A 23,606-nucleotide genomic window follows, 5' to 3' on the forward strand; every position below is an offset into this window, starting at 1 on the left:
TCCCATCCGGAGAGGATCTGCCGAACATCCTTCGGCTTGATGGGCATCCTGCAAGATGGGATATGGTCCTCACAAGGCACGGCTGAACGGAGAGTCGTGGATCACATCGACCGCGAGCTGCTGGCGCACCTCCAGCAGGACGCCACGCTGTCCTATGCCGCACTCGGCCGGGCGGTCGGGCTGTCCACCGGTGCCGCCCACGAACGGGTGCGGAAGCTGCGCGAGCGCGGCGTGATCCGGCGCACCACCGTGGACGTGGACCCGGAGGCGCTCGGCAGCTCCGTCCTCGCCTACGTGATGGTCGACTCGATCGCCTGGATGGGCGATTCGGCGCAGAGCTTCGCCGCGCTCCCGGAGGTCGTGGAGGCGCACGTCATCGCGGGCAGTGCGTCGATCCTGGTGAAGGTGCGGACCGCGGACACCGGGCAGTTGCAGGACGTGCTGCGCCGCATCCACGCGATCGACGGGGTCAGCGGGACGCGGGCGACGGTCGTACTGGAGACGTTCTTCGAACGGCCGGTGTCGCCGCGGTAGTCGCCCTTCCCCCCGGCATCGTGTCCGACAGTCAGGGCGTATCAGGGCGCCGCGGGGAGCAGGACCTCGAAACGGCAGCCACCCGGCACGTTCTGCACCGAGGCGCGGCCGTGGTGCGCCTCCACGATGCCGCGCACGATGGCGAGTCCGAGCCCCGCGCCCGCGGGCGGCGTGCGCGCCCCGGTACCGCGCCAGCCCGTGTCGAAGACCCGTGGCAGGTCGTCCGCCGGGATGCCGCCGCAGCCGTCGGTGACGGACAGCACCACCGAGTGCGACGCCGAGTCGTGCCGCGCCGAGACCGCCACGGTGCCGTCGGCCGGGGTGCGGTGGATCGCGTTGGCCAGCAGGTTCGCCAGTACCCGGGTCATCTCCCGGCCGTCCACCTCGATGGGCACCTGCTCCACCCGGTCGCCGACCAGCCGCACCCCGTGCTCGGCGGCCAGCGGGTTGGCGCCCGCGATCGCGTCGCCCACCAGGTCGTAGACCGACATGCGGGCGGGCGCCAGCGCGAGCACCCCGGCCTGGATGCGGGACAGCTCGAACAGGTCGCCGACCATGCCGCTGAGCCGGTCCACCTCGGCGCGGATCTGCCGGTGGTAGCGCGCGGGGTCCTCCGCTATGCCGTCCTCCAGCGCCTCGGTCATCGCCCGCAGCCCGGCCAGCGGGGTGCGCAGGTCGTGCGAGATCCACGCGACGAGCTCCCGCCGGGACGCCTCGAGGGCGCGCTCCCGCTCCCGGGAGGCCGCCAGCTTCGCGCTGGTCGCGGCCAGCTCCCGCCCCAGGTCGGCGAGTTCGGCGGTGGGCGCCAGGGCGGGAGCGGCGAAGGGGTCGCCGTCGCCGAAGGCGCGGGTCGCCTCGGTCAGGGCCCGGCTGCCCGCCACCACCCGGCGGCCCAGGATAAGGGCGACCGCGAGCGAGACGACCGCGGCTATGGCGCACACCGTGGTCACCACCCCGAGGTCGTGCTCGGACAGGAACATCGCCCAGGCCACCGACAGGGTGCCCGCGAGCATCGCCGCGACCGTGACCGCCGCGACCACCGCGAGGGACAGCGCGAAGGAGCGGTGCCGCAGCACCCGCAGGGCCAGCGCGCCCAGCAGGCCGGCCGCCGCGGCGCCCATCGCCGCGTAGGCCGCGATCAGAAGGAGGTCATGCACCGCGGGCCTCCCTCGCACCGCTCGCGCCCGGATGCACCTCCGAGCCGTCACCGCGGTCCCGGTCCCCGGCCGGCCCCCGCAGCCGATCCGCTTCGGTGGCGCCGGTGGTGTCGGCGGTGGTGTCCGATGTGCCGGTCGTGCCGGTCGGGCTCGCAGCGTCACCGGGGTCGGCCGGGTCGAACCGGTAGCCCACCCCCCATACGGTGCTGATCAGCCGCGGCCGGGCCGGGTCGTCCTCGATCTTCTCCCGCAGCCGCCGGACGTGCACCGTGACCGTCGACAGGTCGCCGAACTCCCAGCCCCACACCCGCCGCATCAGCTCCTCGCGGCCCAGCACGCGGCCGGGCTGCCGCAGGAAGAAGGCGAGCAGGTCGAACTCGCGGATGGTCAGGGCCAGCTCCGCGCCGCCCCGCAGCGCGCGGCGCGCGGCGGGATCCAGCGCCAGCGACCCGGACCGCAGCCACGGCCCCGCGGCCGGCGGGCTGCCCGCCCGCCGCAGCACGGACTCCACCCGCAGCACCAGCTCGCGGGGACTGAAGGGCTTCGTCACGTAGTCGTCCGCACCGACCTCCAGGCCGAGGATGCGGTCGTCCTCGTCGCCACGCGCGGTGAGCATCACCACCGGCAGGGGGCCCGCCTCCCGCAGCCGCCGGCACACCTCCAGCCCGTCCATGCCCGGCAGCATCAGGTCGAGCACCACCAGGTCCGGCCGGCTCACCGCGGCCCGCGACACCGCCGACGGACCGTCCGCGACCCGCTCCACCGCGAAGCCCGCCCGGTCCAGGTAGCTCGCGACGACCTCGGCCACGGTCGGGTCGTCGTCCACGACCAGGACCCGCCGCCGCGGGTCCCGCGGCGGCGGCGATACGGATACGGGTGCGCTGCTCATGGTCCCGAGTCTGACACCCGCCACTGACAGTGACCATGGCCGAGGGTCCGTACCGCCCCGCCGTCCGCGTTTCGTAAGGACCGGCCGTCCGATATGTCCGGTGGGCGTCCCTAGGGTGTGACGGGTGACCGAGCCCGCGCCAGCCGCCGACATCGTCCTGCCCTGCCTCGATGAGGCCGCCGCTTTGCCCTGGGTGCTGGGGCGCATCCCCCCGGGCTGGCGGGCGATCGTGGTCGACAACGGCTCCACCGACGGCTCGGCGCGGATCGCGGAGGAGGCCGGCGCGCTCGTCGTCCGCGAGCCGGTCCGGGGATTCGGGTCCGCCTGCCACGCCGGGCTACGGGCGGCCACCGCCGAACTGGTCTGCTTCTGCGACTGCGACGGCTCCCTCGACCCGGCGCTGCTGCCGGACCTGGCCGCGCCCGTGCTGGCCGGCCGCGCGGACCTGGTGCTCGGGCGCCGCCGGCCCACCGCGTTCGGCGCCTGGCCGCCGCACGCCCGCCTCGCCAACTTCCAGCTGGCCCGGATGGTCCGCCGCCGCACCGGCCTGCGCCTGCACGACCTCGGCCCGATGCGGGCCGCCCGCCGCACCGCGCTGCTCGACCTCACCCTCACCGACCGCCGCAGCGGCTACCCGCTCCAGATGGTGGTCCGGGCCGCGGACGCGGGCTGGCGGATCGCCGAGACCGACGTCCCGTACACCCCGCGCTCCGGCCGCTCCAAGGTCACCGGCACCTGGCGCGGCACCTGGCACGCGGTGCGCGACATGTCCGCGGTGCTGCGGGACATCCCCGTCGCTCCCACAGTTCTCCCGCCGCCGCGCCCCGCACCGGAGTCCGGCCCGCACCTGCCCGCCCGGCCGCCGGACCCCGCCGTGGGCGACCCGGCCGCCTCCCGTGCGACGGGAGCGGGCCGATGAGCGGTGCCACCACCGCGCCCGCGGGGCCCGCCCCGTCCTGGGGCGGCGACCCCTACGGCCGGGCGCTGGCGCGGGGCCGCGGCCCGCTCTTCCTGCGCCGGCACGACGGCTGGCTGCTGCCGCTGGAGGTCGAGCGCTGGTGCGCGCCGCCGGACGAGGCCGACAGCACGCTGCTGGCGCGCTGCCGCGGACCGGTCCTCGACATCGGCTGCGGCCCCGGGCGCCTGGTCGCGGGCGTGGCCCGGCGCGGTCTGCCGGTCCTGGGCCTGGACGTGAACCCGATCGCTGTCGAGCGCACCAGGGTCGCCGGTGGCGCGGTGCTGCGCCGGTCCGTCTTCGACCGGGTGCCGGCGGAGGGCCGTTGGGGCACCGGGCTGCTCGCCGACGGCAACATCGGCATCGGCGGCGACCCGGTGGCGCTGCTCCGCCGGGTGCGCCGGATCGTCGCGCCGGCCGGACACCTGCTCGCCGAGGCCGCCGCGCAGGAGGTCGACGAGCGGCTGACGGTACGCGTCGAGGACGGCCGCGGCCGGTACGGGCGGGAGTTCCCCTGGGCCCGGCTCGGCCCCCGGGCACTGCGCGCCGCCGCGCGGGCGGCCGGCTGGCAGATCGCCGAGGAGTGGTCGGTCTCCGGCCGCCGCTTCGCCGCGCTGCTCAACTCACCGCTGCCCGGACCCAGGTCGGCGCCGACTTCGTCAACGCGCCTTCTATCAGGCTGACTTGACGTACCGTCACGCCAACATCGCTGATCGTCCTCCTCCCTGGCGCAGCCGGCCGGGTCCGGGTCGCCGGCGGCCGAAGCGCTCCGCGCGGGACGGCGCGAGGTCCGCTCATCCCGTGATCGGGTCCCGGCCCCGGCCCACCTGCGTATCGACCCTGCGGCGGTCGCCGTCGTCCCGCTGGGGTATCTGCCGTAGTTCGTTCGGTCCGGACCTGGGGGACGCAGCGCCCGGGGGAGCGGCGAACAGGGGGGCGCCGCGCGGGTCGTGGGCGGACGGGTCGAGGGCGTGGCCGGGGCGCCGGGGCGGAACGCGCGGTCGGCGACGGCGCCCGGGCGGCCGGCGCGGCGGGGGAGCGGGGTCGCGGGCGCGGCGCCGTACCGGCACGTCGCGCGGGTGCATCACCGCTGCTCCGTGGCATATTCCGGCTGCACGTGGTGCGAGCGCCGTGGCCGGGCTCCCGGGTGGGCGCCGGGCCGCCGGGGCACGCTCGTCCTCGCCGCCGTCCCGGATCCGCGCGGAGCCGGCGCCCTGCGGTGGCGGTCCGACGTGCCGGAAGGGGCCGCGCGCCGGCCAACGGCCGCTGCCCGGGGCAGCGGTGGCGGTTGCGGCACGGCTCGGGAACGGTGTGGGTAGCACCGTTGACACCCCCGCAGGGCCGTGACCTACTAACGGAACCGGACTCGGCGATGTCACGAGGGGAGCGGACTCGGGGGTCCGCGACAGGGGGGTTGCGGTGGTGGGAGAGCACTATCCGACGACAGCAGAAGTCACTGAGGGTGCGCGTTTGCTCACCCTTTGCCATCCGGGGATCTGCCGGCTGGGGGAGGTCGGCAGATCGAGGGCCGGCCGTCCGCTGCTCCTGCTGACGGTCGGCCCCGAAACGGCACACGAGAGAACGCGCGACGTCCTGGTGGTGGCCGGGCCCCACGCCAACGAGGCGGCGGTGGGCGGCGCGACGGTCCTGCGGCTGGCCGGGCAGATCGCCGAGGCGTGCCGGTCCGGCAGCTGGGACGGCAGTACCTGGCACTTCCTGCTCTGCATCGATCCCGACGGCGCCGCGCTCAACGAGCCCTGGCTGTCCGGTCCGTACACCCTGCGCGACCACTACGAGCACTTCTTCCGCCCGTGTGCCGCCGAGCAGCCGGAGTGGCTGCCGCACGAGGGGGCGGCGGGGTCCGCGATGCTGCCCGAGACCCGCACCCTGGTCGGGCTCCTCGACCGGCTGCGACCGGTGCTCCAGTGCTCGCTGCACGGCATCGACGTCGGCGGCAGCTTCGTCCAGCTCACCCGGGACGTACCCGGCGTGCCCGAGCGGATCGGCAAGTCCGCGGCCGAACTCGACATCCCGCTCGAGAGCGGGTCGTCCGACGCCTTCCAGTGGCCCAGCCCGGGCCCCGGGGTCTACGTCATGCCGCCCGCGTCCGATCCGGCCGCGGGCGACGGCGCCCACTCCACCTGGGCGCACGCCGAGCGGTACGACGGCATGACCGCCATCATCGAGGTGCCGATGTGGGCCTGCGACCGGGCGGCCGACACCACCCCGCACCCCGACGCCGACCGCGCGCTGCGCACGGCGGGGGCCGCGCTGCGCCGCGACCTTCCCGCTGTGGCGGAGGTGCTGGCCCGGCTCGACCCCGAGACGATCGGCGACGACGGGCCGCTCCTGCGTACGGTGCGCGAACTGGTCGGCATCGGACCGCAGTTGAGCGCGGAATGGGACCCCGCGGTACGCCCGCCCGGCGCCGCCCCGCTGCCGGAGATGACGACCGCGCGCGTCACCAGCATCGAGGTCTACGCGCAGCGCATCCCGCTGCGCGCCGCCGCGATGCTGCGCCGGATCGCCGCGACGCCGGCCGTGACCGCCCTGGTCGACTCCTGGTGCGAGGCCTACGAGACCGCGTACCGGCCGCGCTGGGTGCCGGTCGCCGACCAGGTGGAGCAGCAGGCGCGCAGCGTGCTGGCGGTCTACGAGGAGCTGCTGCTGTGAGCGGCCCCCGCCCGCCGGCCGTGCCGTAGCGGTGGCCGTAGCCGGCCGCTCACCGTCCGCACTCACCCGTTCGGAGTAGTCTGCGGCCCCTCCGGGGGCCGCTGCGGCGACGATGGGTAGGGCGAAGGTGATCGCGGAGCGGGAGGCGGGCGAGCGCGATGAGCAATGACAAGGTGCCCAGCAGTCGCATGCGGGAGATGATGACGCCGCGCCGGATCGTCGCGCTGGTGCTCACGGTCCTCGCCCTGGTCTTCATCTTCGAGAACACCCATGACGTGCGGATCCGGGTGATCGTCCCCGAAGTGACGATGCCGCTGTGGTTCGCCCTGCTGATCACGTTCGTGGCCGGCGGGCTGATCACGCTGCTCCTGCGGTGGAGCGGCCGGAGGCGCAGGCGGCGCGCCGCAAGGTGAGACGGACCGCCGACTGGCCGTCGCCCTTCACCTGCTGCCCGGCCCTCCCCGCGACGGGCGGAGGGCGGTCAGGGGGTGAGGGGCTTGCCCATGTGCACGCTCAGCGGCTCGTGCCGGTAGTAGCCGAACGCGCCCACGGGCAGGTAGCCGCAGGAGGCGTACAGCGCGATCGCCTCGGGCTGCTTCTGCCCGGTCTCCAGCACCATCCGGGTGCGCCCGGCGGCGGTCGCGGTGGCCTCCAGTTCGGCCAGCACCGCCCGCGCGAAGCCCAGGCCGCGGGCCTCCCGCAGCACGAACATCCGCTTGATCTCGGCGTCGCCGGCCTCGAACCCGTCGGCCGGCGCGTCCTGCGCCCGCCAGCCGCCGCTGGCGACCGGCTTCCCGTCGGCGTCGTACCCCAGCAGGTACAGACCCTGCGGGGGCTCGAAGTGCTCCGGGTCCATGTGGGTCATGTCCCCGTCGCCGTACCGCTCGGCGTACTCCAGCTGCACCAGGTCGTTCAGACGTATGGCGTCGGCGTGGTCGAAGCGGGTCTTTCTGATCTCCATCCGGCCATCCTAGACGGACCCGCCGGACCCGCCGACAGGGCCGTAAGCCCGCCCAGCCCCTTACCGAGGGAAAGGCGTGGAAGGCGGGCGCGGGGCGGTGGGATGCTGGTCACGTGAGGCGAAACAGCGAGGGCCTGCCGCGGATCAGCCTGCGGATCGCCCCTGAACTGCGGGTTTTCGTGGCGGTCGAGAGACGCGGGGACATCACCGACGTGTCGACGGACGGAGCGTCGTCGCTCGGGCACGTGGTGGAGTCCCTGGGCATCCCGCTCACCGAGGTGGGCCGGCTGAGCGTCGGCGGTCTCGACGTACCCGTCGGGCACGTGCCCGCGGCGGGCGAGGAGATCACCGTCGAGGCGGTGCGGCGGCCGCAGCGGGTGCCCGGCCCGTCGCCGACGTTCCTGCTCGACGTCCATCTGGGCACCCTGGCACGGCGGTTGCGGCTGCTCGGCGTCGACGCCGCCTACGAGAACGAGGACATCGGCGACCCCGCGCTCGCCCGCCGGTCCGCGCTGGAGCGGCGCGTGATGCTCTCCCGGGACCGGGGCCTGCTGCGCCGGCGCGAGATCTTCGCCGGGGGATACGTCTACAGCGACCGGCCGGAGGACCAACTCCGCGACGTGCTGGGCCGGTTCGCGCCGCCGCTCGCCCCCTGGACCCGGTGCGTGGCGTGCAACGGCACCCTGACCGCGGCGGACAAGGACACCGTCCGCGACCGCCTGCGCGACGGCACCCGGAAGTCCTACGACGTCTTCGCCCGCTGCACCGCCTGCGAGCGCGTCTACTGGAAAGGGGCCCACCACGCCCACCTCGAGGCGGTCGTGGAGTGGGCGATGCGGGAGTACGGTCCCGCGCCGACGGCCCTCGGCTCCGCCGGCTGACCCTTGCGCCCGTCCCGCCCTCCCGATCCGGCCGGGCGGGAGGGCACCCGGTCCACCGCCCCCTCCCGTCGTCCGGCCTGCTCAGTCGCCGTCCGCCGCCTGTCCCCGCGCGGCCAGCCCGGACCGTACGGAGGCGAGGGAGGCGGCGGCCTCGGGCAGGTCCGCCTCCTCGCAGCGGGCGATCGCCGCGGTGAGGCGGGCGTCGGCCGCGGGGACGTCGCCCAGTGCGTTGCCCTCGATCAGGGCGGCGACCCGGACGGCCTCGGCGCGCGGCTCCTCGCCCGCCCGGCCGCCCTCCGTGTACGCGGCGATCGACCGTTCCATCTCGGCGAGGGCGTCGTCGTACGACCCCGCCGCGGCGTAGGCGCGGGAGCGCTGGTACTGAATCGCGCCGGAGTGGTACCAGTGGGCGAAGTCCGCGTTTTCGGAGGGGACTTCGGCGCACAGCGTGTCGGCGTCCGCCAGGTGCCGCAGCGCGGCGGGAAGCCCATCGGCCTCCTGCGCGGCCATCGTCAGCCGGGCGAACTCGCGCATCATGCCCACCACCGGAGCCGGGCGCGGTGCCCGGGCGTGGGAGGCGACGGCCCGGTCGTACGCGGTGCGCGCGGCCTCCCACTGCCCGGACGCCGCCAGGGCCACCGCGGCCTCGCACGCGACCAGGGTGTGGGTGAAACGGTCGTCCTCCCAGCCGGCGACCACGTCGGCGAGCCCGACGAACTCCGCCGCCGCCTCGCGCAGTTCGCCGAGCGCGGCGAGGCCGCGCGCGAGGTCGAGCCGGACCTGGGCGAGCAGCCGCGGGTCCAGCGCCGCGGTGTCGCCGAGCACGATCGACTCCAGGACCGCGACCGCGTCGGCCCTGCGGCCCTGATCGCCCAGCAGTTCGGCGAGCTCGAGGCGGACCTGCGCCGCGTGGTCCTCGGCACCCTCCCGGTCCATCCGGTCCGCCGCCTCCGACAGGTGCCGGACGGCGCCCGCCGGGTCGCCGGCGTGCGCGTAGGCGTGCCCCAGCAGCGCGTGGAACGGGCCCAGCGACAAGGACGCGTCCGGCCAGCGGGCGGCCGCCGACAGCGCCTGGTGCATCAACGGCACGGCTTCCGCGGCCCGGTCGCCGCGCATCCTGAGCTGCGCGAGCAGTGCCAGCGGCCGCGGGGTGCGCCACGGGTGGCCGGCGCGCTCCACCAGGTCCAGCGCGTCGGCGAGTTCGGCCTCCGCCCGTTCGAGGTCGCCCACACGCGCGGCCACGTCCGCGGCGTACTGCCGGGCGGCCGACGCCCGGGGCAGCGACTCCAACCGCTCCGCCTCCGCGCGCAGCCGTGCCACGGACGTCTCGAAGGCGGCCGTCAACGCCGCGTCCGGCTCGGGCAGGTCGCCGATCAGGCGGTGCCGTGTGGTCATCGCCTCGCACTGCAGGACGGCCAGGTAGCGGTCCGGCTCGATCCGGCCGGCGGCCATCAGGTCGGCGGCGAGCCCCAGTTCCGTGGCGAGTTCGGCGAGGGGGAGCGCCAGGTCGGTCTTCGGGTCCGGTACGGTCGCCGCGACCGACGCCGTGGCGGCCCTGGCCCGCGCGGCACAGGCACGCCCCGGCAGGTCCGCCTCCTCGTAGAGCCCCGCCGCCTGCAGCATGTCCGTGCGGGCCTGCGCCCACTCCTCCCGGTCGATGCCGCCGAAGGCGGCGCGCTCGGTGAGTTCGGCGGTCAGCATGAGCTCCACGCCCAGCGCGTCCTCGTCGTGGACGTGCCCGTCCTCGGCAGTACGGGCCCGGACCCGTTCCCACAGCCGGTCGGCGTCGGGACGACCCTGCGCCGCCAATTTCCTTGTCAGGAGGACGAGTTCGGTGAAGTCCGCGGGTATCGGCTCGGTGTCGGCGCTGGTGGAGGCGGCTCCGGCGATCCGTTCGGTGCCCGGTTCCGCGCCGGTGCCGGGCGCGGACGTCGCCGTACCGGTCTTCGCCCCGGCTCCCGTCGAGGGCGCCGCGTCCGGCGCCGCCGCCCGTACCCCCAGCGCCAACGGACCGTCCAGCAGGGGACGTTGGGCCAGCCGCTGCCTGCGGCGGGTACCGATCTCCGCCGTGCCGTTGCGCCGGTCGAAGGCCGCGGCCAGCGGATCCGCCTCCGCCCGGACGTGCGCCAGCAGCGCGTCCACCGTCCACGTGCGGCCGGGCGGTCCGGCGACCGCCAGCCCGCCGTGGCCCTGGTCGGCCAGCCGCGCGAGCAGCACCTCCACTCCGGTCAGCCAGTTCAACCGGTCCAGCGGCGAGCCCACCACGTCGAACATCGACCGGTTCTCCGCCAGCACCTCCAGCCCGCGGCCCTCGTTGCGGGACAGCGCGCAGAACTCCAGGTGCAGGCCGAGCGCGTGGGGCATGTCCGGCTTGCCGCGGGCGAACCGGTAGCCGACCAGGTGGTGCGAGCGCGCCTCGTCCAGCCGGCCCGCCCGCAGCAGCGGCAGCAGGGCGTGCGCCATGCTCACATACGGCTCCTCCATGCAGGTCTGGCCCCCGTCGAGGACCGGCTGCCACTCCTCCAGCGCCCGCGCCTCGTCCCCCGACTCCGCGTGGTGCAGGGCCCGGTGCCGCGTCTCGCAGGCCTCGCAGTCGCTCAGGTCGGTCCGCGGGCGGGTGGCCCACAGGTCGTAGCCGTCCTCCCGGCCGGCCCCGATGTGCGCGGCGATGTGGTGCCGCATCGCGTAGACCGGCTGGAGGCCGTGCCCGGCCGCGCGGTAGCGCTTCTCCATCTCCCGGGTCCAGCGCCGCACCGCCTCCAGCGGCACGTCGGGGACCTGGAGCAGCGCGGTGGTCACCCACTTGAAGCGCCAGTACAGCTGGCGCTCCTCCCACTCGCTGAAGTCCGACGGGTGGTCGTCCCACATCCGCACGATCCGCGCGAAGACCACCGGGGACTTCCGCTCCTCGCCCGCGTAGGTGTACGCCGACATCAGCTCGAACAGCGACGTCACCAGGGCGCCCCTGTCGTCGAGTTGCTCCGCGGCCTCGACCAGTTCCTCGGCCCGCACGGTGCGCTGCCGCCCGAACGGCCGCTCGTTGTTCTCCCGCAGCGCGTCGAAGACCGCATCCGCAGTGTCCAGCATCACCGCATCACCCCTCCTCGTGCATCGCGTGGTCGAGCAGGCCGATGAAGGCACGGTTCAGCAGTGCGCTCTCCGAGGCGCGCAGCGGGCGCCGGGCCAGCAGCAGCGCCTGCCCGTAGAGCGCCTCGACCGCGGTCACCGCCAGGCCGTGCTCCCCGATCGAGGCGGCCCTGCGCACCAGCGGGTTGAGATGGTTGAGCACCAGTTGGGCGCGCGGTGCCTCGGACCGCAGGGAGCCGAGGATGTCCGCCCACAGCCCGTCCGTCTGCCCGGCCAGCTCGCCGCGGGCACGCTCGTGCCTGGCCTCGCGGTTGTCCAGGAGCAGCGACGGCGCGCTGACCGGGTGGAAGGCCCGCAGCACCACGTCGCAGTCGAACTGCGCGACCACCTCCCGCGCGGTGTGCAGGAAGGCCGCCGCCGCCAGCTCCGCGGCCGGGTCCACCGCGTCCAGGTGCGCGGTGACCGTCGCCGGGTCGAGGTCCACCACCGATGTGCCCGGCCGTACCTCCGGCAGCCGGTGCACCAGGTCCCGGTCGTACGCGTAGCCGCCGTTGACCACCCCGAGCCCGGCCGCCGCGGCGATCGGCGCGACCTGCCGGAACTCCTCGACGGTCTGCGTCACGAGGACCACCGGGTGGGCGCGCGCGAACTCGTCCAGCGTGACCTGCCCGTCGGTGGTCTCGAACGGCAGCCACGGAAGCAGCAGCCGCAGCAGCTCGTCGTCGTAGCGGGCCAGCGCCTTGACCGCGAGATGGTGGACCGCGATGAACTGGTGCAGCAGGGCCGGATCGCTCGCCGAGATCCCGGTCAGCCAGTCCCGGATGCGGGCCCCCAGCGTGTCCCGGATCGCCGCCAGCGTCTCGTCCTCGTACAGCGCCTCGCGGGACGCGGTCGGCCGCAGGCTGTCGGCGTCGACCACGCAGCGCACGAAGAACGCCCACTCCGGGAGGAGTTCGGGCGCCTGGTCGGACAGCAGCATGCCCTTCAGGTGCACGCGGTGGCCGGCCTGCCGCGACGGATGCACCGACGTGGGAAGCACGTAGGCGACGCCGCGCAGTCCCACCACGGGCAGGTCCAGCTCGATGCTGTCCAGGGGGACGAAGTCGAACGTCCTGCGGCAGTAGTCGGCGAGGGCCTGGCGGCGGGCGGTCGGGGACGCGTGCGGAGCCTGCCAGGGCGGCGGCGTGCCGTTGACGCGGGTGACCGTGCCGCGCTCGTCGGTCACGTCGACCTCGTGCCGCAGCAGGCTGCCGTAGTGCCTCGCCAGCGCGACCACCCGGTCGTGCCGGGTCCACTCCGCCCCGTCGGCACGGGGCACCAGCGTCACCTTCGTGCCCGGGCCGGGCAGCGCGGATCCAGGCAGCGTGCTGATCGTGTAGCGGCCGTCGGAGGTGCCGCGCCACTCCACCGCGGGTGCCGACGGGTCGGCCGCCGACCGGGTCAGCACGGTGATCTCGTCGGCCACCACGAAGCAGGCCAGCAGGCCGATGCCGAACTGGCCGATGAAGTCGGAGCGGGACGCGGCGAGTTGCTCGCCGTCCAGGGGACCGCCGCCGGAGGCGCGCTTGGAACTGCGCCCGATCGTGGCCAGGAAGCGGTGGACGTCCGCCTCCGTCAGGCCGATCCCGGTGTCGGTGACGGTGAGTCGGCTCTCGCCGGCCCGTACGGTGATCCGGGCCGGCGCCGTCGGGTCGAGCGCCTGCCGCGCGGTGATCGCGTCGACCGCGTTCTGCAGCAGCTCCCGCAGGTAGACCCGGGGGCTGGAGTAGAGGTGGTGGGAGAGCAGGTCGACCAGGCCGCGCAGGTCGACCTGGAAGGTATGGGTGGTCTGTGCGTCGTCTGACACCGATCCGGGCTTTCTGTGGGGAGTCGGGCGGGAGTACGAGGGGCACGAACCGCCGCGCTGGGCGCTGCGGCGGGAGCGGCCGGGGCCGAACCCGCCGACGTCCCGCGGGTGAGGCGGTCCGGCGGCACCGCAACGGGTGTGCGGTGGAGGGGCGTTCGTGAACGGGCCGCCGTCAGCGGCCCGTTCGTGGGGCAGCGGCCCGGTCAGGCCCCGACGCGGTTGCGCCAGGCGAGGAACGGCACCACGGGCGACCTTCCGTTCAGGTAATTCCAGGGCGACTCGGTCGGCTGCTTGGCCACCATCCGGAACATGGTCCGGGCCGCGGCGTCCTCGCCCGCCAGCCCGAAGGCCAGCGCGAAGCTGTTGACCGCGATCGCCCAGTCCCGGCTCCGCTCGAAGGCCGGGTGGTGCACGGAGCGCGCCCCCGCCTCGTGCAGGGCGCGCACCACGCGCGGGTCGCGCAGCCGCGCCGAGTCCGGGTCGCCGCCGGCGTCCAGCCACTCCTCCAGGTACGCCTCGGCGACGAGCTCGCCGAGGCGGCTGCCCTCGGGCGCGCCGAGCATGGACTCCCGCGCGAAGGCGTGCATCCGCTCGTGCGAGCCGCCCCACTTCTTGCTGAGCTGCTGCAGGTACTGCCGGTGCGCGGCGGCATGGCCGGGGGCCCGGCGGCAGGTCGCCTCGAAACGGCGCAGGGCCACGTCCGGCCCGACCTGGAGGCCCCGGCCGGCGATCTGGAGGAAGTACCAGGGCGTCGCCCAGGACGGCTCGCGCTCGGCCACGTCCAGCAACTGCTCCTCGGCGACCACGAGGCGCTCGCGGAAGAGCGTCCATCCGTCCTCGGTCACGGAATCCGCCCGACCCGAGCCGCGCGCCTGCCAGGCCCAGGTGACCTGACGGGCGGCGGAGACCAGCAGCGCCAGGGTGTCGTCGGGTCGGGCGGCGACCACCTCGCCGATCCACCGCTCCATGCCCACGACGTCGTGCAAACCGCCGACCAGGAAGGTCAGGTCCTCCTGGCCCTCCGCCGCCGCCAGATGCCCGCGCACCTCCGGCCACCCGGCCGCGCCGCCGTGCAGCGCCGCCGTCCTCATCGCGGCGAGCCGCGGGTCACCGTAGGCCCGGTCGATCACCGGGACGCGGTTCTTGCGGCGCAGCAGGAACCTGGCGCCCTCCGGATGACGTGCGGTCCGTCTGATCCCGCCGCGTGTCCACCACACCCACACCGTGCCGGCCCCCTCGTCTGTGCTCCAGCCGGACGACCGCCCCCGCGGTGCCCCCGAACGACTGGATATCACGCTCACCCGACTCCTACCCACCCGCCCCGCCCGCGCACGGGCGGAGGTGCTTCCCGGGAGCGCGGCGGGGTACTTCCCGGGGTGGTCAGGGGGCCTTCCCGACTCGCCGACAAGAAAAGTGCGCTGGACAAAAAAAGTGTTCGGTGCAACGGTGGAGACATGTGGGACGTGACGGTGATCGAGGACGCGGCGGCCGCTGCCGCCTCGCTGGACCCGATCCGGGCCCGGTTGCTGGCCGAGCTGGCGGCGGGACCGGCGTCGGCGGCGATGCTGGCCGCGCGGGTCGACCTGCCGCGCCAGAAGGTGAACTACCACCTGAAGGCGCTGGAGCGGCACGGGCTGGTGGAACTGGCCGGAGAGCGCAGGAAGGGCAACGTCACCGAGCGGATGATGCGTGCGACGGCGGCCTCGTACGTGATCTCGCCGAGCGCGCTGGCCGCGGTGCAGCCCGACCCGGCCCGGGCCCGGGACCAGCTGTCGGCGCGGTGGCTGCTGGCGGTGGCCGCACGGCTGGTGCGGGACGTGGGTGCGCTGATCACCGGCGCCTCGCGGGCCGGCCGGCGCGTCGCGACCTTCGCGCTCGACGCCGAGGTGACGTTCGCCTCGGCGGCCGAACGTGCCGCGTTCGTCGAGGAGTTGACCCGCGGCGTGAGCGCGCTGGCGGCCAAGTACCACGCCCCCGACGCGGAGGGGGGCCGCCCGCACCGCGTCGTGGTCGCACTGCACCCCTCGGTCAGGCCCGAGACCCTGGCCGAGGCGGCCCGCCCGGCGGCTCGTGCGGCGGACCGTCCGGAAGGCGAGCCGGCGGGGCGGCCCGCGGCCGGTCCTCCCGTACCGCCGGCCCCGGCGCGGCAGGCGCTTTCGACCGGCGGCGAGCCCGGCCGCGACCCCGACAACCCTGAGGAGCGATGATGCGCAAGTTGATCGTCACCGAGTTCCTGACCGCCGACGGCGTGATGGAAGCGCCCAACGAGTGGCACGGACCGTACTTCGACGACGACATGGCCCGTACCGTCGCCGCGCAGATGGCCGCGTCCGACGCCCTGCTGCTCGGCAGGACCACGTACGAGGGTTTCGCCGCCGCCTGGCCCGCGATGCCGGACGCGCCGGGTGCGGACCATATGAACGGCGTCGCGAAGTACGTCGTGTCCAGCACCCTCGACAAGGCCGAGTGGAGCAACTCGACCCTGCTCGACGGCGCCGACCAGGAGGAACTGGCCGGCCGGATCGACGGGTTGAAGCGGAGCGAGGGCGGTTCCCTCAGCGTGATGGGCAGCGCCGCGCTCGTGCAGTGGCTGCTGATCCGCGGACTGGTCGACGAACTCGACCTGTTGATCGACCCCGTGGTCGTCGGCCACGGCAAGCGGCTGTTCCGGGACGGGATGCCGGCGATCCCGCTGACCGTGGCGCGGTCGCAGATGTTCGGATCGGGTGTGCACCACGTGGTCTACACGGTGGGCACGCCCCGGCAGGAGGGTGAGGGCGGCAGCGATGCCTGAAGAGTTCGAGATCGTCCGGGAGTTCGAGGTCGACGCAGGCCCCCAGGAGGTGTGGGACGCGATCACCTCCGGCACGGCGGGCTGGCTGTGGCCGATGGAGTACGAACCCGTGCAGGGCGGCGCCGCTCCCTTCGGCGGCACCCTCACCACGTGGGACCCGCCGCACCGCCTCGTCGCGCGCACCGAGGACGTCGAGGGGATGTCCCAGCAGACCCTCAACCAGCTCGACCACCTGATCGAACCGGTCGAGGGCGGCGGCTGCCGGGTGCGGTACGTGCACAGCGGCATCTTCGTCGACGACTGGGAGAACCAGTACGACGGCGCGAACAAGCACACCGACTTCTACCTGCACACCCTGCGGGAGTACCTGCGGCACTTCACCGGCCGCCGCGCCGCCTTCGCGACCGCTGACGGCCCGGCCGCGGCCGGCGCGCCCGACGCCTTCGACGCCGCCGCCCGTGCGCTCGGCCTGCCCCAGGGGGCCGCCGCCGGGGACACCGTCACCGTGACGCTGCCCGGCGCCTCCGCGCCCTCCACCGCGGTGCTGGACTACCGCGACCGCTACTTCATCGGGCTGCGCACCGAGACCGCGATGTACCGGGTCTTCGGCCGCAACCACTTCGGCGCGACCGTCGGCCTGTCCGTGCACGACTTCACTCCGGGCCGGGACCGGGCGGCGGACATCGACGCCGCCTCCGCCGCGCTCGCCCGTACCGCGGAGTCCTGGCTCGCCGCCGTCTACGCGTGACGGCGGGCGGTCGGGCGTGTGCTCGGCCGGGCGACGGGTCGGGCGGCGGATCTCCGGGCCGGTGTCACCGGGCGGCCTGCGGCAAGGTCACTTGTAGACCTTGCCCGGCTGCGGCGTCCCCGGCGCGAGGAGCTGCTTCACCGTGACGAAGGTGTAGCCGCGCGCCTGGAGCGCGGAGATGATCGGGGCGACCGAGGCGACCGTGCCGTTGTAGCCCTTGTTCGTCTTGTCGACCAGGTCGTGCAGCAGGATGATCCCGTCCGGCCTGGCCGTCTTGAGGATGCGGGACGCTATCAGCTTGGAGTCCGTGGTCTTGTAGTCCGCACCGTTGGAGTTCCAGACCACCTCGGACATGCCGAGTTCCTTGGCGATCTTGGTGACCTTGGAGCTGGTGCGGCCCTGCGGCGGGCGCAGCAGGGTGGGGGTCACCCCGGCGGCCTTGGTGACGGCGTCCCGGCCCTCGGTGATCTCCTTGCGTATCTCGGCCGAGCTGATCTTGGTGAGGATCTGGTGGCTCCAGGTCAGGGTCTCCACCTCGTGACCCTGCGCGACCATGTCCCTGACCATCTGCGGGTGCACGCGCACGTGGTTCTTGCCGAGCGTGAAGAACGTCGCGTGCACGTGGTACTTGCTGAGGATGCTCAGTATTTGCGGGGTGCGCACGCTCGGTCCGGCGTCGAAGGTGAGCGCTATGCACTTGACCTTGCGGCAGTCCACCGTGCCGTTCCCGCCGGACGCGAACGCGGCCTGCCCGCCGCTGCCGATGTGCTTGCGTGCGGCGGCCGGCGACGTGCTGTCGTAGCCGTTGCACCCGGTCAGGGTGAAGGCCATGGTGGCGGCGGCCAGCAGCGTGGTCAGCGCGCGGACTCGACGCGCCGTGGTCCTGCGCATGCGGAATTCCCCCTCGTCGTGATGGAGGGCCCGCTCGGGCGGGCCCGCAGGAACTATACACAGGGGGTATACATACGGCGTCTAGTGGTCCCGCCCGCCCTGTGCGATGACGCTCCGCACAGCTTTCACCCAGGATTCTCCCAGCCGTGCCCCCGCGGTCCCCAGGCGGCCCCGAAGTGACCCCCCGAATGCCGGCCGGGCGCTGGGCCGGGTTCGTCCCGACCGCCGGGTGTCGCGCCGCGGTGTTCTGCGGTCGTATGAGGTGATGTGCGACGCTTCGTGCGGAGTTGGCGACGATCCGCGGCCGGGCGAGGTGAGAGCGGGGCCGCCCGGGAGGCCCCGTCCGGCTCGGACTCGGCACAACGTGCCCTTGCCGCAAAGGCGTTCGGTGCCACGCACCCCCGCGTCGGGCGGTGCTTGCTCCGGCGGTCCGGCTGGACCAGAGTGGGGAACCGTCTGTCGGACGCCGGTTCGACGAACGGGAGAGGGCTCGATGGCGACGTACGTACTCGTTCCCGGTGCGGACGGCACCGCCTGGTACTGGCACCTGGTGGCGCCCCTGCTGCGGGCGGAGGGCCACGAGGTGGTGACCCTCGACCTGCCGTCGCACGACACCGCGAACCTCGACGAGTTCGCCGAGGCGATCGCGGCGGCGGTGCACGCCGCCGTGCCCGACGCCGCCGCGCCAGGGGCCCCGCTGGTGCTGGTCGCGCAGTCGCTCGGCGGGTTCTCCGCTCCGCTGGTCTGCGGGAAGCTGCCGGTGGACCGGCTGGTGCTGGTGAACGCCATGGTGCCTTCGCCCGGCGAGAGCGCGGGGGAGTGGTGGGGCAACGTCGGCCAGGCGGAGGCGCGCGAGGCGTACGCGGCCGCGCTCGGCCGGACCGGCGCGGACGCCGAGTTCGACCCGCGCACCGACTTCTTCCACGACGTGCCGGCCGCGCTGACCGAGGAGGCGTTCGCGTCGGAGCCGGCCGGTCCGCCGCCCGGGGTGTTCGCGCAGCCGTGGCCGCTGCCCGCCTGGCCGGACGTGCCCACCCGCTTCCTCCAGGGGCGCGGGGACCGCTTCTTCCCGCTGGAGTTCCAGCGCCGGCTGGCCCGCGAACGCCTCGGCCTCGACGTCGAGGAATTGCCCGGCGGCCATCTGGTCGCACTCAGCCACCCGCGTGAACTCGCCGACGCCCTCCTGCGTTCGGCGTGAAACCGCCGTCCCGGTCCGGCGGCCTCCGGCGTTCTCCTGGCGTTCCCCCGATGTCCTGCCGGCGTCCACCCGACGCCCTCCCGGGGCTCGGCCGGAGGTGCCCGGACGTCCGAGATGCCCTTGGGGTCCGAGGTGTTCGGCGTCACCGTAGGGCGCGCGCCGTTCGATGTGACCCGGAGTAAGTCGGGCCGAAACCCGCACATCTGTGCGCCACGAAGGTGACTTGTGGGGCGAATCGGGCGTCGGCGGGGGTCGAATGATGTACTCCGGCCGCTGGTTTGCGAGGATCGCACCGATGACTGCCGCTCCCCCTGACGCGATTGTCGAGCGTCCCGACCAAGACGACCGTGGCCCCCGTCGGCACCGGCGGCCTCGCCGTGGCGCGAGGCGCTGGGTGATCGCCGTGTCGGTCACGGCCGTCGGCCTGACCCTGCTCGGCGCCGGGTACGTGGCCACCGACCGCTACGGCACCGGGTCCACCGAGAACAACCGGGACGCCGCCTCAGGCCGTCCCGCGGGGGGCGCCCCCGCGCACGCCGGTTCGAGCGCCGTGCGGTCCGCCGACCCGATGCCGACTGCCATCCCCGGCCTCGGGCCCAAGACCCTCGCCGAGATCCCGGCGGCGAGCCGGCAGGTGCTGGTGGCCTCCGGCCAGGCCAAGGACTCGTCCAACTCCCTTGTCACGCTGTGGTCCCGGCAGGCCGACGGCCACTGGCACCCGGGTGAGACCTGGCGGGCGCACAACGCCAAGGACGGCTGGACCGGCGACCACCACGCGGGTGACCTGCACAGCCCGATCGGCGTGTTCACGCTGCACGACGCGGGCGGGTTCGACGCCGACCCGGGCACCAAGCTCCCCTACGACCACTCGTCGAGCTTCCACGCCGGCGGCGTCGGCTTCGACGGCGAGACGCTGGACGAGGCGTTCGACTACGTCATCGCGATCGACTACAACCGCGTCCCCGGCACCTCCCCGCTCGACGGCACCCAGCCGCTGGGATCCGACAAGGGTGGCGGCATCTGGGTGCACGTCGACCACGGCGGGCCCACCCACGGCTGCGTGAGCATCGCCGCGCCCCACATGGTCACCCTGCTGCGTACTCTGCTGCCCGCGGACCACCCGGTGATCGTGATGGGCGACGGGCAGTCGCTCGCCGAGTGAGGCGCCGCCGTCTCCCGGCGCCCCGGCGGGCGACCTCGCGGTCGGGCTCCTCGGCCCCTTGCTTCGGTTGCTCCGGTTTCTCCGGTTACTCCGGCGGGAGTACGGCGCCCGGCGTCCGGACGTACTGCGAGGAGTAGCGCGGTGGCCTACCGCCGGCCGATGTCACGAAAACCCTCCTGCGGAAGTCTTCTTGGTGGGGACCCCGCGGGAGGCACACGTGCAACGGAGGCCGGAGATGGCGGAGATGCAGGAGATCGAAGAGGTCGCTGAGCTCGCTGAGAGCGCGGAGATCGGGGACATGCGGAGCCGGAAGGAGCTCGCCGACTTCGGGCGGCGCTGGGCGGAGGCGGAGCGGCTGGGCGACGTGTCCGCCCTCGACCGCCTGCTCACCGACGACTTCACGGCGGTCGGACCTCGTGGCTTCGTGCTGGGCAAGGCACAGTGGCTCGACCGCTACGCCTCCGGCGCGCTCGTGCACGACGACTTCACCTGGACCGATGTGACGCTGCGTCAGTACGGCCGTAGCGCCGTCGCGGTGGGCGTGCAGGGCCAGCAGAGCGTCTATGACGGGCGCGACGCCGACGGGCGCTTCCGCATCACCCAGACCATCGTCGAGGTGGACGGCCGCTGGCAGCTCGCGGCCGTCCACCTCAGTCCGACCGGCGCGCCCTGACCTCCGGGCGTCCGGATGCCCCGAGCGCCTTCGGCGCGCGCGCCGGTCGTGTCATACCCGGTCAGCCGCGCGCGAGCACCGTCGACTGGACCCCGGTCAGGCCCTTCCAGTCGTTCGACGCGATCGACGCGTGCGCCTTGGCCAGTTGGGCGACCCGGGCCTGCGCGTCCGCGGAGGTCGGGTTCACGTCGTCGAGGGTGGGGGGCACGTTCTGCGCGTCGGTCATGATCAGCAGGTAGTGGTGGGTGTCGTACCAGCTCGTGTCGATGCTGCCGTTGAGGTAGGTGGCGGCGTCACCGTCGAAGACCACGAACCAGGGGCGGATCGAGGTGTCGGAGTAGCGCGAACGCGGGTCGCCGGCCTGTGCGTTGTGCACGGCGGGGAAGACGTTCGCCTGCGCCAGCCTGCCCTGGCTCTGCAGGCCCTGGAGGTAGTCGGCGTACTCCTGGTCCGTCCACAGGGAGTCGGTCGGGTTGGCCTCCTCCACGGTGCCGGGGATGACCTCCAGCAGTACCTTGCCCGCGAGTTGCTGCCTGGTGGGCCAGTTCCCCGCGGTCGCCGCCGCGTCCAGCGACGCGTACTGGCCGCCGCCCGGCTTCGCCAGCAGGTCCGACGGCTTGTAGACCAGGCTGCCCAGGTGCGCGCTGATCGACTGGTCCAGTTTCGCCGGGCTCATCCCGAACGTGGCCTGGAAACCGGCCTTCATCTCCAGCTTGATGATCAGAGGCCCGTGGCCCGGGTGCGCGCCCAGCCACACCCGGACGTCGTCCAGGCAGCTCTCCAGGTCCTTGTTGGCGCCCCCGGTGTAAAGGTCGGCGGGGGACGACGCGTTGACGCAGTTGTTGCTGTTGCCGAGCGGGTTGGAGTGGCTGACCTTCCACTCCTGGGTGGCGAAGTCGTCCCAGACGTCCAGCTCGATCATGGACGTCCCGGTGTCCAGCGCCTGCGCGAGGTAGGTGAAGGTGCCCGGGTCGTAGGTGTTGTGCAGCCCGGACCCGGTGCTGCCCGAGAACGGCAGTGAATCGGTGTCGGCGGCGGACGCGGCGGCGCCGCCTCCCGCACCGGCGACCGTGAAGGCGAGGCACAGCGTCAGCACGCCCAGCAGCGCGGCGCGAACTCGTAGGGAAACTCGGCGGATCGACGGACCGGTCACGTGTCCTCCTGTGGGGGATTCTCTCCGCTCCGAAGGTGCCCGGCACCCATGAATCGACGGAGACATGACACGTAACACGATCTGTCTTCCCTCTGTCACCTCCCCTACCGGCCATACGACGGGGCCCCACGCGTCCGAACTCCCCCACGGGTGGGCGGTGTTCCGGCAGTGTGCGGTCGGCGTTCGGTCGGCCTTCAGTCCGTGCCGAGCAGCCGCAGTGCCGCCGCGGTGACCGCCGCGGCCAGGACGACCACCACGAACGGTGCCCGGCGCCAGGCGAACAGCCCGCCCACGGCGACCCCGGCGGTGCGCGCCACGCCGGAGAAGCCGTGGCCCTCGGTCAGCGCGGACGTGGCCACGAGTGCGGCCAGCAGCACCACCACGGCCGTCGACATGAGCTGTTCGACCCGGGCCGAGAGGGTGGTCCGGGAGCGGAGCGCCGGGCCGGCGAGGCGGAACGCGAAGGTCCCGGCGCCGAGTACGGCGGTGGCCGCGACGAGTCCGGTGTTCATCGGGACGTCCCTTCGTGGACCGGGTTCGGAGGTCGGTCCTGGTGCGGGTGGTCGTGTGCGTGCGGGCCGGGTCCGCGGCGGGCGGGTCCCGCGTCGTACGGGAAGCCGGCCGCGACTCCCGCGAGGGCGAGCAGGACCGGCAGTCCGGCCGGGAGGAAGGGTGTCGTGGCGAGCGCGATCGCCACCCCGGCCGACGCCGCCCGCCGGCTGCCGACCCGGTCCAGCGAAGGCAGCAGGAGGGCGAGCAGCACCGCGGGGAAGGCCGCGTCGAGCCCGAAGGCGTCGGTGTCGCCGACCGCGCGCCCACCGAAGGCTCCGGCCACCACCCCGAGGTTCCAGGCGGTGAACAGCCCCGCCCCGCAGGCCCAGTACGCGGTGCGCCGCCGGGCCGGCGTGTGCTGCGCCAGGGTGAAGGCCACCGTCTCGTCGACCATCAGGTGGCTGCCCGCGAGCCGCCGCGGCCATCCGGTGCCCGTGAGCACGTCCGCGACCGCGAAGCCGAACGGCACATGCCGCACGTTGACCAGCAGGCCCGCCGCGAGCGCGGCCAGAGGGCTGCCGCCGGCGCCCACGATCCCGATGAAGAGGAACTGGGCCGCGCCCGCGAACACCACCAGCGACATCACCATCGGAAGCCACAGCGGCAGGCCGAGCCCGACCGCGATCGCGCCGAAGGACACGCCGACCAGCGCGTCGGCCACGCAGACGAGGGCGATGTCGCGCAGCAGGTCCGTCAGGTCCTTGTCGGGGGTTCGCCATATCGAACGGATCACCGTATAGAATGAACACGGCCAGCGGTCGTTCGTCAAGGCGAACGCTGAGACTTTTCTACCGAACGGACGGGGTCATCCGCATGACGACGGAGGACAGACCACGCGGCGGCCCGCCGATCGCCGCCATCGCCGCCTCCCTGCAGCAGGAGCGGCGCCGCGCCGGGCTCTCCCTCGCGGAGGCCGCCCGCCGCGCGGGCATCGCCAAGTCCACCCTCTCGCAGCTCGAATCGGCCACCGGCAACCCGAGCGTGGAGACCCTGTGGGCGCTGAGCGTCGCCCTCGACGTGCCGTTCGCCCAGCTCGTCGACCCGCCCCGGCCGCGGGTGGAGGTGATCCGCGCCGGCGAGGGCCCGACCTTCAGCGCCGAGCACTCGTCCTACGTGGCCAGCCTGCTCGCGTCCTGCCCACCGCACGCCCGCAGGGACATCTACGTCGTCTCGGCGCAACCCGGCAGCGACCGCGAGTCCGAGCCGCACATGCCCGGGCTGGTCGAACACGTGGTGCTCTGCGCCGGGCGCGCACTGGTCGGCCTCACGGACGACCCGGTCGAGCTGCACCCCGGCGACTACGTCAGCTATCCCGGTGACGTCCCGCACGTCTTCCGCGCGCTCGAAGCCGGCACGTTCGCGGTCCTGCTGTCCGAGCACAACTGACCGCTACGGCCGACCGGGCAACGGCCGCACCCGGCCGACGCCCGCCGATCCCGGCCGCCGCCCACT

General features: G+C 74.1%; 23 protein-coding genes. 13 read left to right on the forward strand and 10 right to left on the reverse strand.

What is annotated here, in order from left to right:
• The first annotated feature begins 96 nt into the window (after positions 1 to 96).
• Positions 97 to 534, forward strand: coding sequence for an Lrp/AsnC family transcriptional regulator (locus C4U44_RS08960; RefSeq protein ID WP_103885118.1), 438 nt, complete (start codon positions 97 to 99; stop codon positions 532 to 534).
• A gap of 41 nt (positions 535 to 575) precedes the next feature.
• Here the strand turns inward: C4U44_RS08960 and C4U44_RS08965 are convergent, their stop codons facing one another.
• Positions 576 to 1,691, reverse strand: coding sequence for a sensor histidine kinase (locus C4U44_RS08965; protein WP_200823181.1), 1,116 nt, complete (start codon positions 1,689 to 1,691; stop codon positions 576 to 578).
• Positions 1,684 to 2,580: a response regulator transcription factor gene (locus tag C4U44_RS08970; RefSeq protein ID WP_103885119.1), complete on the reverse strand. Its 897-nt coding sequence runs from the start codon at positions 2,578 to 2,580 to the stop codon at positions 1,684 to 1,686. Before C4U44_RS08970 ends, C4U44_RS08965 begins: the two co-directional genes overlap by 8 nt.
• 124 nt (positions 2,581 to 2,704) lie before the next feature.
• Between C4U44_RS08970 and C4U44_RS08975 the strand changes: the two genes are divergently transcribed.
• The 4 genes from C4U44_RS08975 (at position 2,705) to C4U44_RS08990 (ending at position 6,621) form a co-directional block, all read left to right on the forward strand.
• Positions 2,705 to 3,499: a glycosyltransferase family 2 protein gene (locus C4U44_RS08975; RefSeq protein ID WP_103885120.1), complete on the forward strand. Its 795-nt coding sequence runs from the start codon at positions 2,705 to 2,707 to the stop codon at positions 3,497 to 3,499.
• Positions 3,496 to 4,218 (forward strand): class I SAM-dependent methyltransferase, encoded by a 723-nt coding sequence (locus tag C4U44_RS08980; RefSeq protein WP_103885121.1) that lies wholly within the window; start codon positions 3,496 to 3,498, stop codon positions 4,216 to 4,218. Before C4U44_RS08975 ends, C4U44_RS08980 begins: the two co-directional genes overlap by 4 nt.
• A 787-nt stretch (positions 4,219 to 5,005) precedes the next feature.
• Positions 5,006 to 6,208 (forward strand): M14 family zinc carboxypeptidase, encoded by a 1,203-nt coding sequence (locus C4U44_RS08985; RefSeq protein ID WP_235031922.1) that lies wholly within the window; start codon positions 5,006 to 5,008, stop codon positions 6,206 to 6,208.
• 158 nt (positions 6,209 to 6,366) lie between these two features.
• The gene (locus C4U44_RS08990) at positions 6,367 to 6,621 is read left to right on the forward strand and encodes a lipopolysaccharide assembly protein LapA domain-containing protein (protein WP_235031923.1); all 255 of its coding nucleotides are present in this window, start codon (positions 6,367 to 6,369) and stop codon (positions 6,619 to 6,621) included.
• Between the two features lie 68 nt (positions 6,622 to 6,689).
• On the opposite strand, the gene C4U44_RS08995 is transcribed toward C4U44_RS08990, so the two are convergent.
• A complete protein-coding gene (locus tag C4U44_RS08995) occupies positions 6,690 to 7,169 on the reverse strand; it encodes a GNAT family N-acetyltransferase (RefSeq protein ID WP_103885124.1) in 480 nt (159 codons plus the stop codon).
• Positions 7,170 to 7,282: 113 nt separating this feature from the next.
• Here C4U44_RS08995 and C4U44_RS09000 point away from each other — a divergent pair, with 113 nt between their 5' ends.
• Positions 7,283 to 8,050, forward strand: coding sequence for a Mut7-C ubiquitin/RNAse domain-containing protein (locus C4U44_RS09000; protein WP_235031924.1), 768 nt, complete (start codon positions 7,283 to 7,285; stop codon positions 8,048 to 8,050).
• Positions 8,051 to 8,131: 81 nt separating this feature from the next.
• Here C4U44_RS09000 and C4U44_RS09005 read toward each other — a convergent pair whose 3' ends face one another.
• The 3 genes from C4U44_RS09005 to C4U44_RS09015 form a co-directional block, all read right to left on the reverse strand.
• Positions 8,132 to 11,137 carry an alpha-2-macroglobulin family protein gene (locus tag C4U44_RS09005; RefSeq protein WP_103885125.1) on the reverse strand — a complete coding sequence of 1,002 codons (3,006 nt, stop codon included), beginning with the start codon at positions 11,135 to 11,137 and terminating at the stop codon, positions 8,132 to 8,134.
• Between the two features lie 7 nt (positions 11,138 to 11,144).
• Positions 11,145 to 12,983, reverse strand: a complete 1,839-nt coding sequence (locus C4U44_RS09010) for an HSP90 family protein (protein ID WP_103885126.1) — start codon at positions 12,981 to 12,983, stop codon at positions 11,145 to 11,147.
• 203 nt (positions 12,984 to 13,186) lie between these two features.
• Positions 13,187 to 14,200, reverse strand: coding sequence for a hypothetical protein (locus C4U44_RS09015; protein ID WP_235031925.1), 1,014 nt, complete (start codon positions 14,198 to 14,200; stop codon positions 13,187 to 13,189).
• 237 nt (positions 14,201 to 14,437) lie between these two features.
• Here C4U44_RS09015 and C4U44_RS09020 point away from each other — a divergent pair, with 237 nt between their 5' ends.
• From C4U44_RS09020 to C4U44_RS09030, 3 genes are read left to right on the forward strand one after another with little or no spacing between them, the layout of a single operon-like run.
• Positions 14,438 to 15,190, forward strand: coding sequence for an ArsR/SmtB family transcription factor (locus C4U44_RS09020; RefSeq protein WP_103885127.1), 753 nt, complete (start codon positions 14,438 to 14,440; stop codon positions 15,188 to 15,190).
• Positions 15,190 to 15,777 carry a dihydrofolate reductase family protein gene (locus C4U44_RS09025; RefSeq protein WP_103885128.1) on the forward strand — a complete coding sequence of 196 codons (588 nt, stop codon included), beginning with the start codon at positions 15,190 to 15,192 and terminating at the stop codon, positions 15,775 to 15,777. Before C4U44_RS09020 ends, C4U44_RS09025 begins: the two co-directional genes overlap by 1 nt.
• Positions 15,770 to 16,525 carry an SRPBCC family protein gene (locus tag C4U44_RS09030; protein WP_235031926.1) on the forward strand — a complete coding sequence of 252 codons (756 nt, stop codon included), beginning with the start codon at positions 15,770 to 15,772 and terminating at the stop codon, positions 16,523 to 16,525. Before C4U44_RS09025 ends, C4U44_RS09030 begins: the two co-directional genes overlap by 8 nt.
• 87 nt (positions 16,526 to 16,612) lie before the next feature.
• Here the strand turns inward: C4U44_RS09030 and C4U44_RS09035 are convergent, their stop codons facing one another.
• Positions 16,613 to 17,416: a polysaccharide deacetylase family protein gene (locus C4U44_RS09035; RefSeq protein ID WP_103885129.1), complete on the reverse strand. Its 804-nt coding sequence runs from the start codon at positions 17,414 to 17,416 to the stop codon at positions 16,613 to 16,615.
• 493 nt (positions 17,417 to 17,909) lie between these two features.
• Between C4U44_RS09035 and C4U44_RS09040 the strand changes: the two genes are divergently transcribed.
• The 3 genes from C4U44_RS09040 (at position 17,910) to C4U44_RS09050 (ending at position 20,449) form a co-directional block, all read left to right on the forward strand.
• Positions 17,910 to 18,614 (forward strand): alpha/beta fold hydrolase, encoded by a 705-nt coding sequence (locus C4U44_RS09040; protein ID WP_103885130.1) that lies wholly within the window; start codon positions 17,910 to 17,912, stop codon positions 18,612 to 18,614.
• Between the two features lie 403 nt (positions 18,615 to 19,017).
• Positions 19,018 to 19,776, forward strand: coding sequence for a L,D-transpeptidase family protein (locus C4U44_RS09045; RefSeq protein WP_407642811.1), 759 nt, complete (start codon positions 19,018 to 19,020; stop codon positions 19,774 to 19,776).
• Between the two features lie 235 nt (positions 19,777 to 20,011).
• Complete coding sequence (locus C4U44_RS09050) at positions 20,012 to 20,449, forward strand: nuclear transport factor 2 family protein (protein WP_200823182.1); 438 nt, start codon at positions 20,012 to 20,014, stop codon at positions 20,447 to 20,449.
• Positions 20,450 to 20,510: 61 nt separating this feature from the next.
• On the opposite strand, the gene C4U44_RS09055 is transcribed toward C4U44_RS09050, so the two are convergent.
• From C4U44_RS09055 to C4U44_RS09065, 3 genes are all read right to left on the reverse strand, one after another.
• On the reverse strand, positions 20,511 to 21,602 hold the full coding sequence (locus C4U44_RS09055; protein ID WP_235031927.1) for a phosphatidylinositol-specific phospholipase C domain-containing protein: 1,092 nt from the start codon (positions 21,600 to 21,602) through the stop codon (positions 20,511 to 20,513).
• A 194-nt stretch (positions 21,603 to 21,796) separates the two neighbouring features.
• Positions 21,797 to 22,114: an AzlD domain-containing protein gene (locus C4U44_RS09060; protein WP_103885132.1), complete on the reverse strand. Its 318-nt coding sequence runs from the start codon at positions 22,112 to 22,114 to the stop codon at positions 21,797 to 21,799.
• Positions 22,111 to 22,887: an AzlC family ABC transporter permease gene (locus C4U44_RS09065; protein ID WP_456051682.1), complete on the reverse strand. Its 777-nt coding sequence runs from the start codon at positions 22,885 to 22,887 to the stop codon at positions 22,111 to 22,113. The genes C4U44_RS09060 and C4U44_RS09065 overlap by 4 nt, the downstream gene beginning before the upstream one ends.
• Positions 22,888 to 22,967: 80 nt before the next feature.
• Between C4U44_RS09065 and C4U44_RS09070 the strand changes: the two genes are divergently transcribed.
• Complete coding sequence (locus C4U44_RS09070; RefSeq protein WP_103885133.1) at positions 22,968 to 23,540, forward strand: helix-turn-helix domain-containing protein; 573 nt, start codon at positions 22,968 to 22,970, stop codon at positions 23,538 to 23,540.
• Positions 23,541 to 23,606 lie beyond the last annotated feature (66 nt).

It is taken from the genome of Actinacidiphila yanglinensis (assembly GCF_900107965.1).
GTDB lineage: Bacteria > Actinomycetota > Actinomycetes > Streptomycetales > Streptomycetaceae > Actinacidiphila > Actinacidiphila yanglinensis.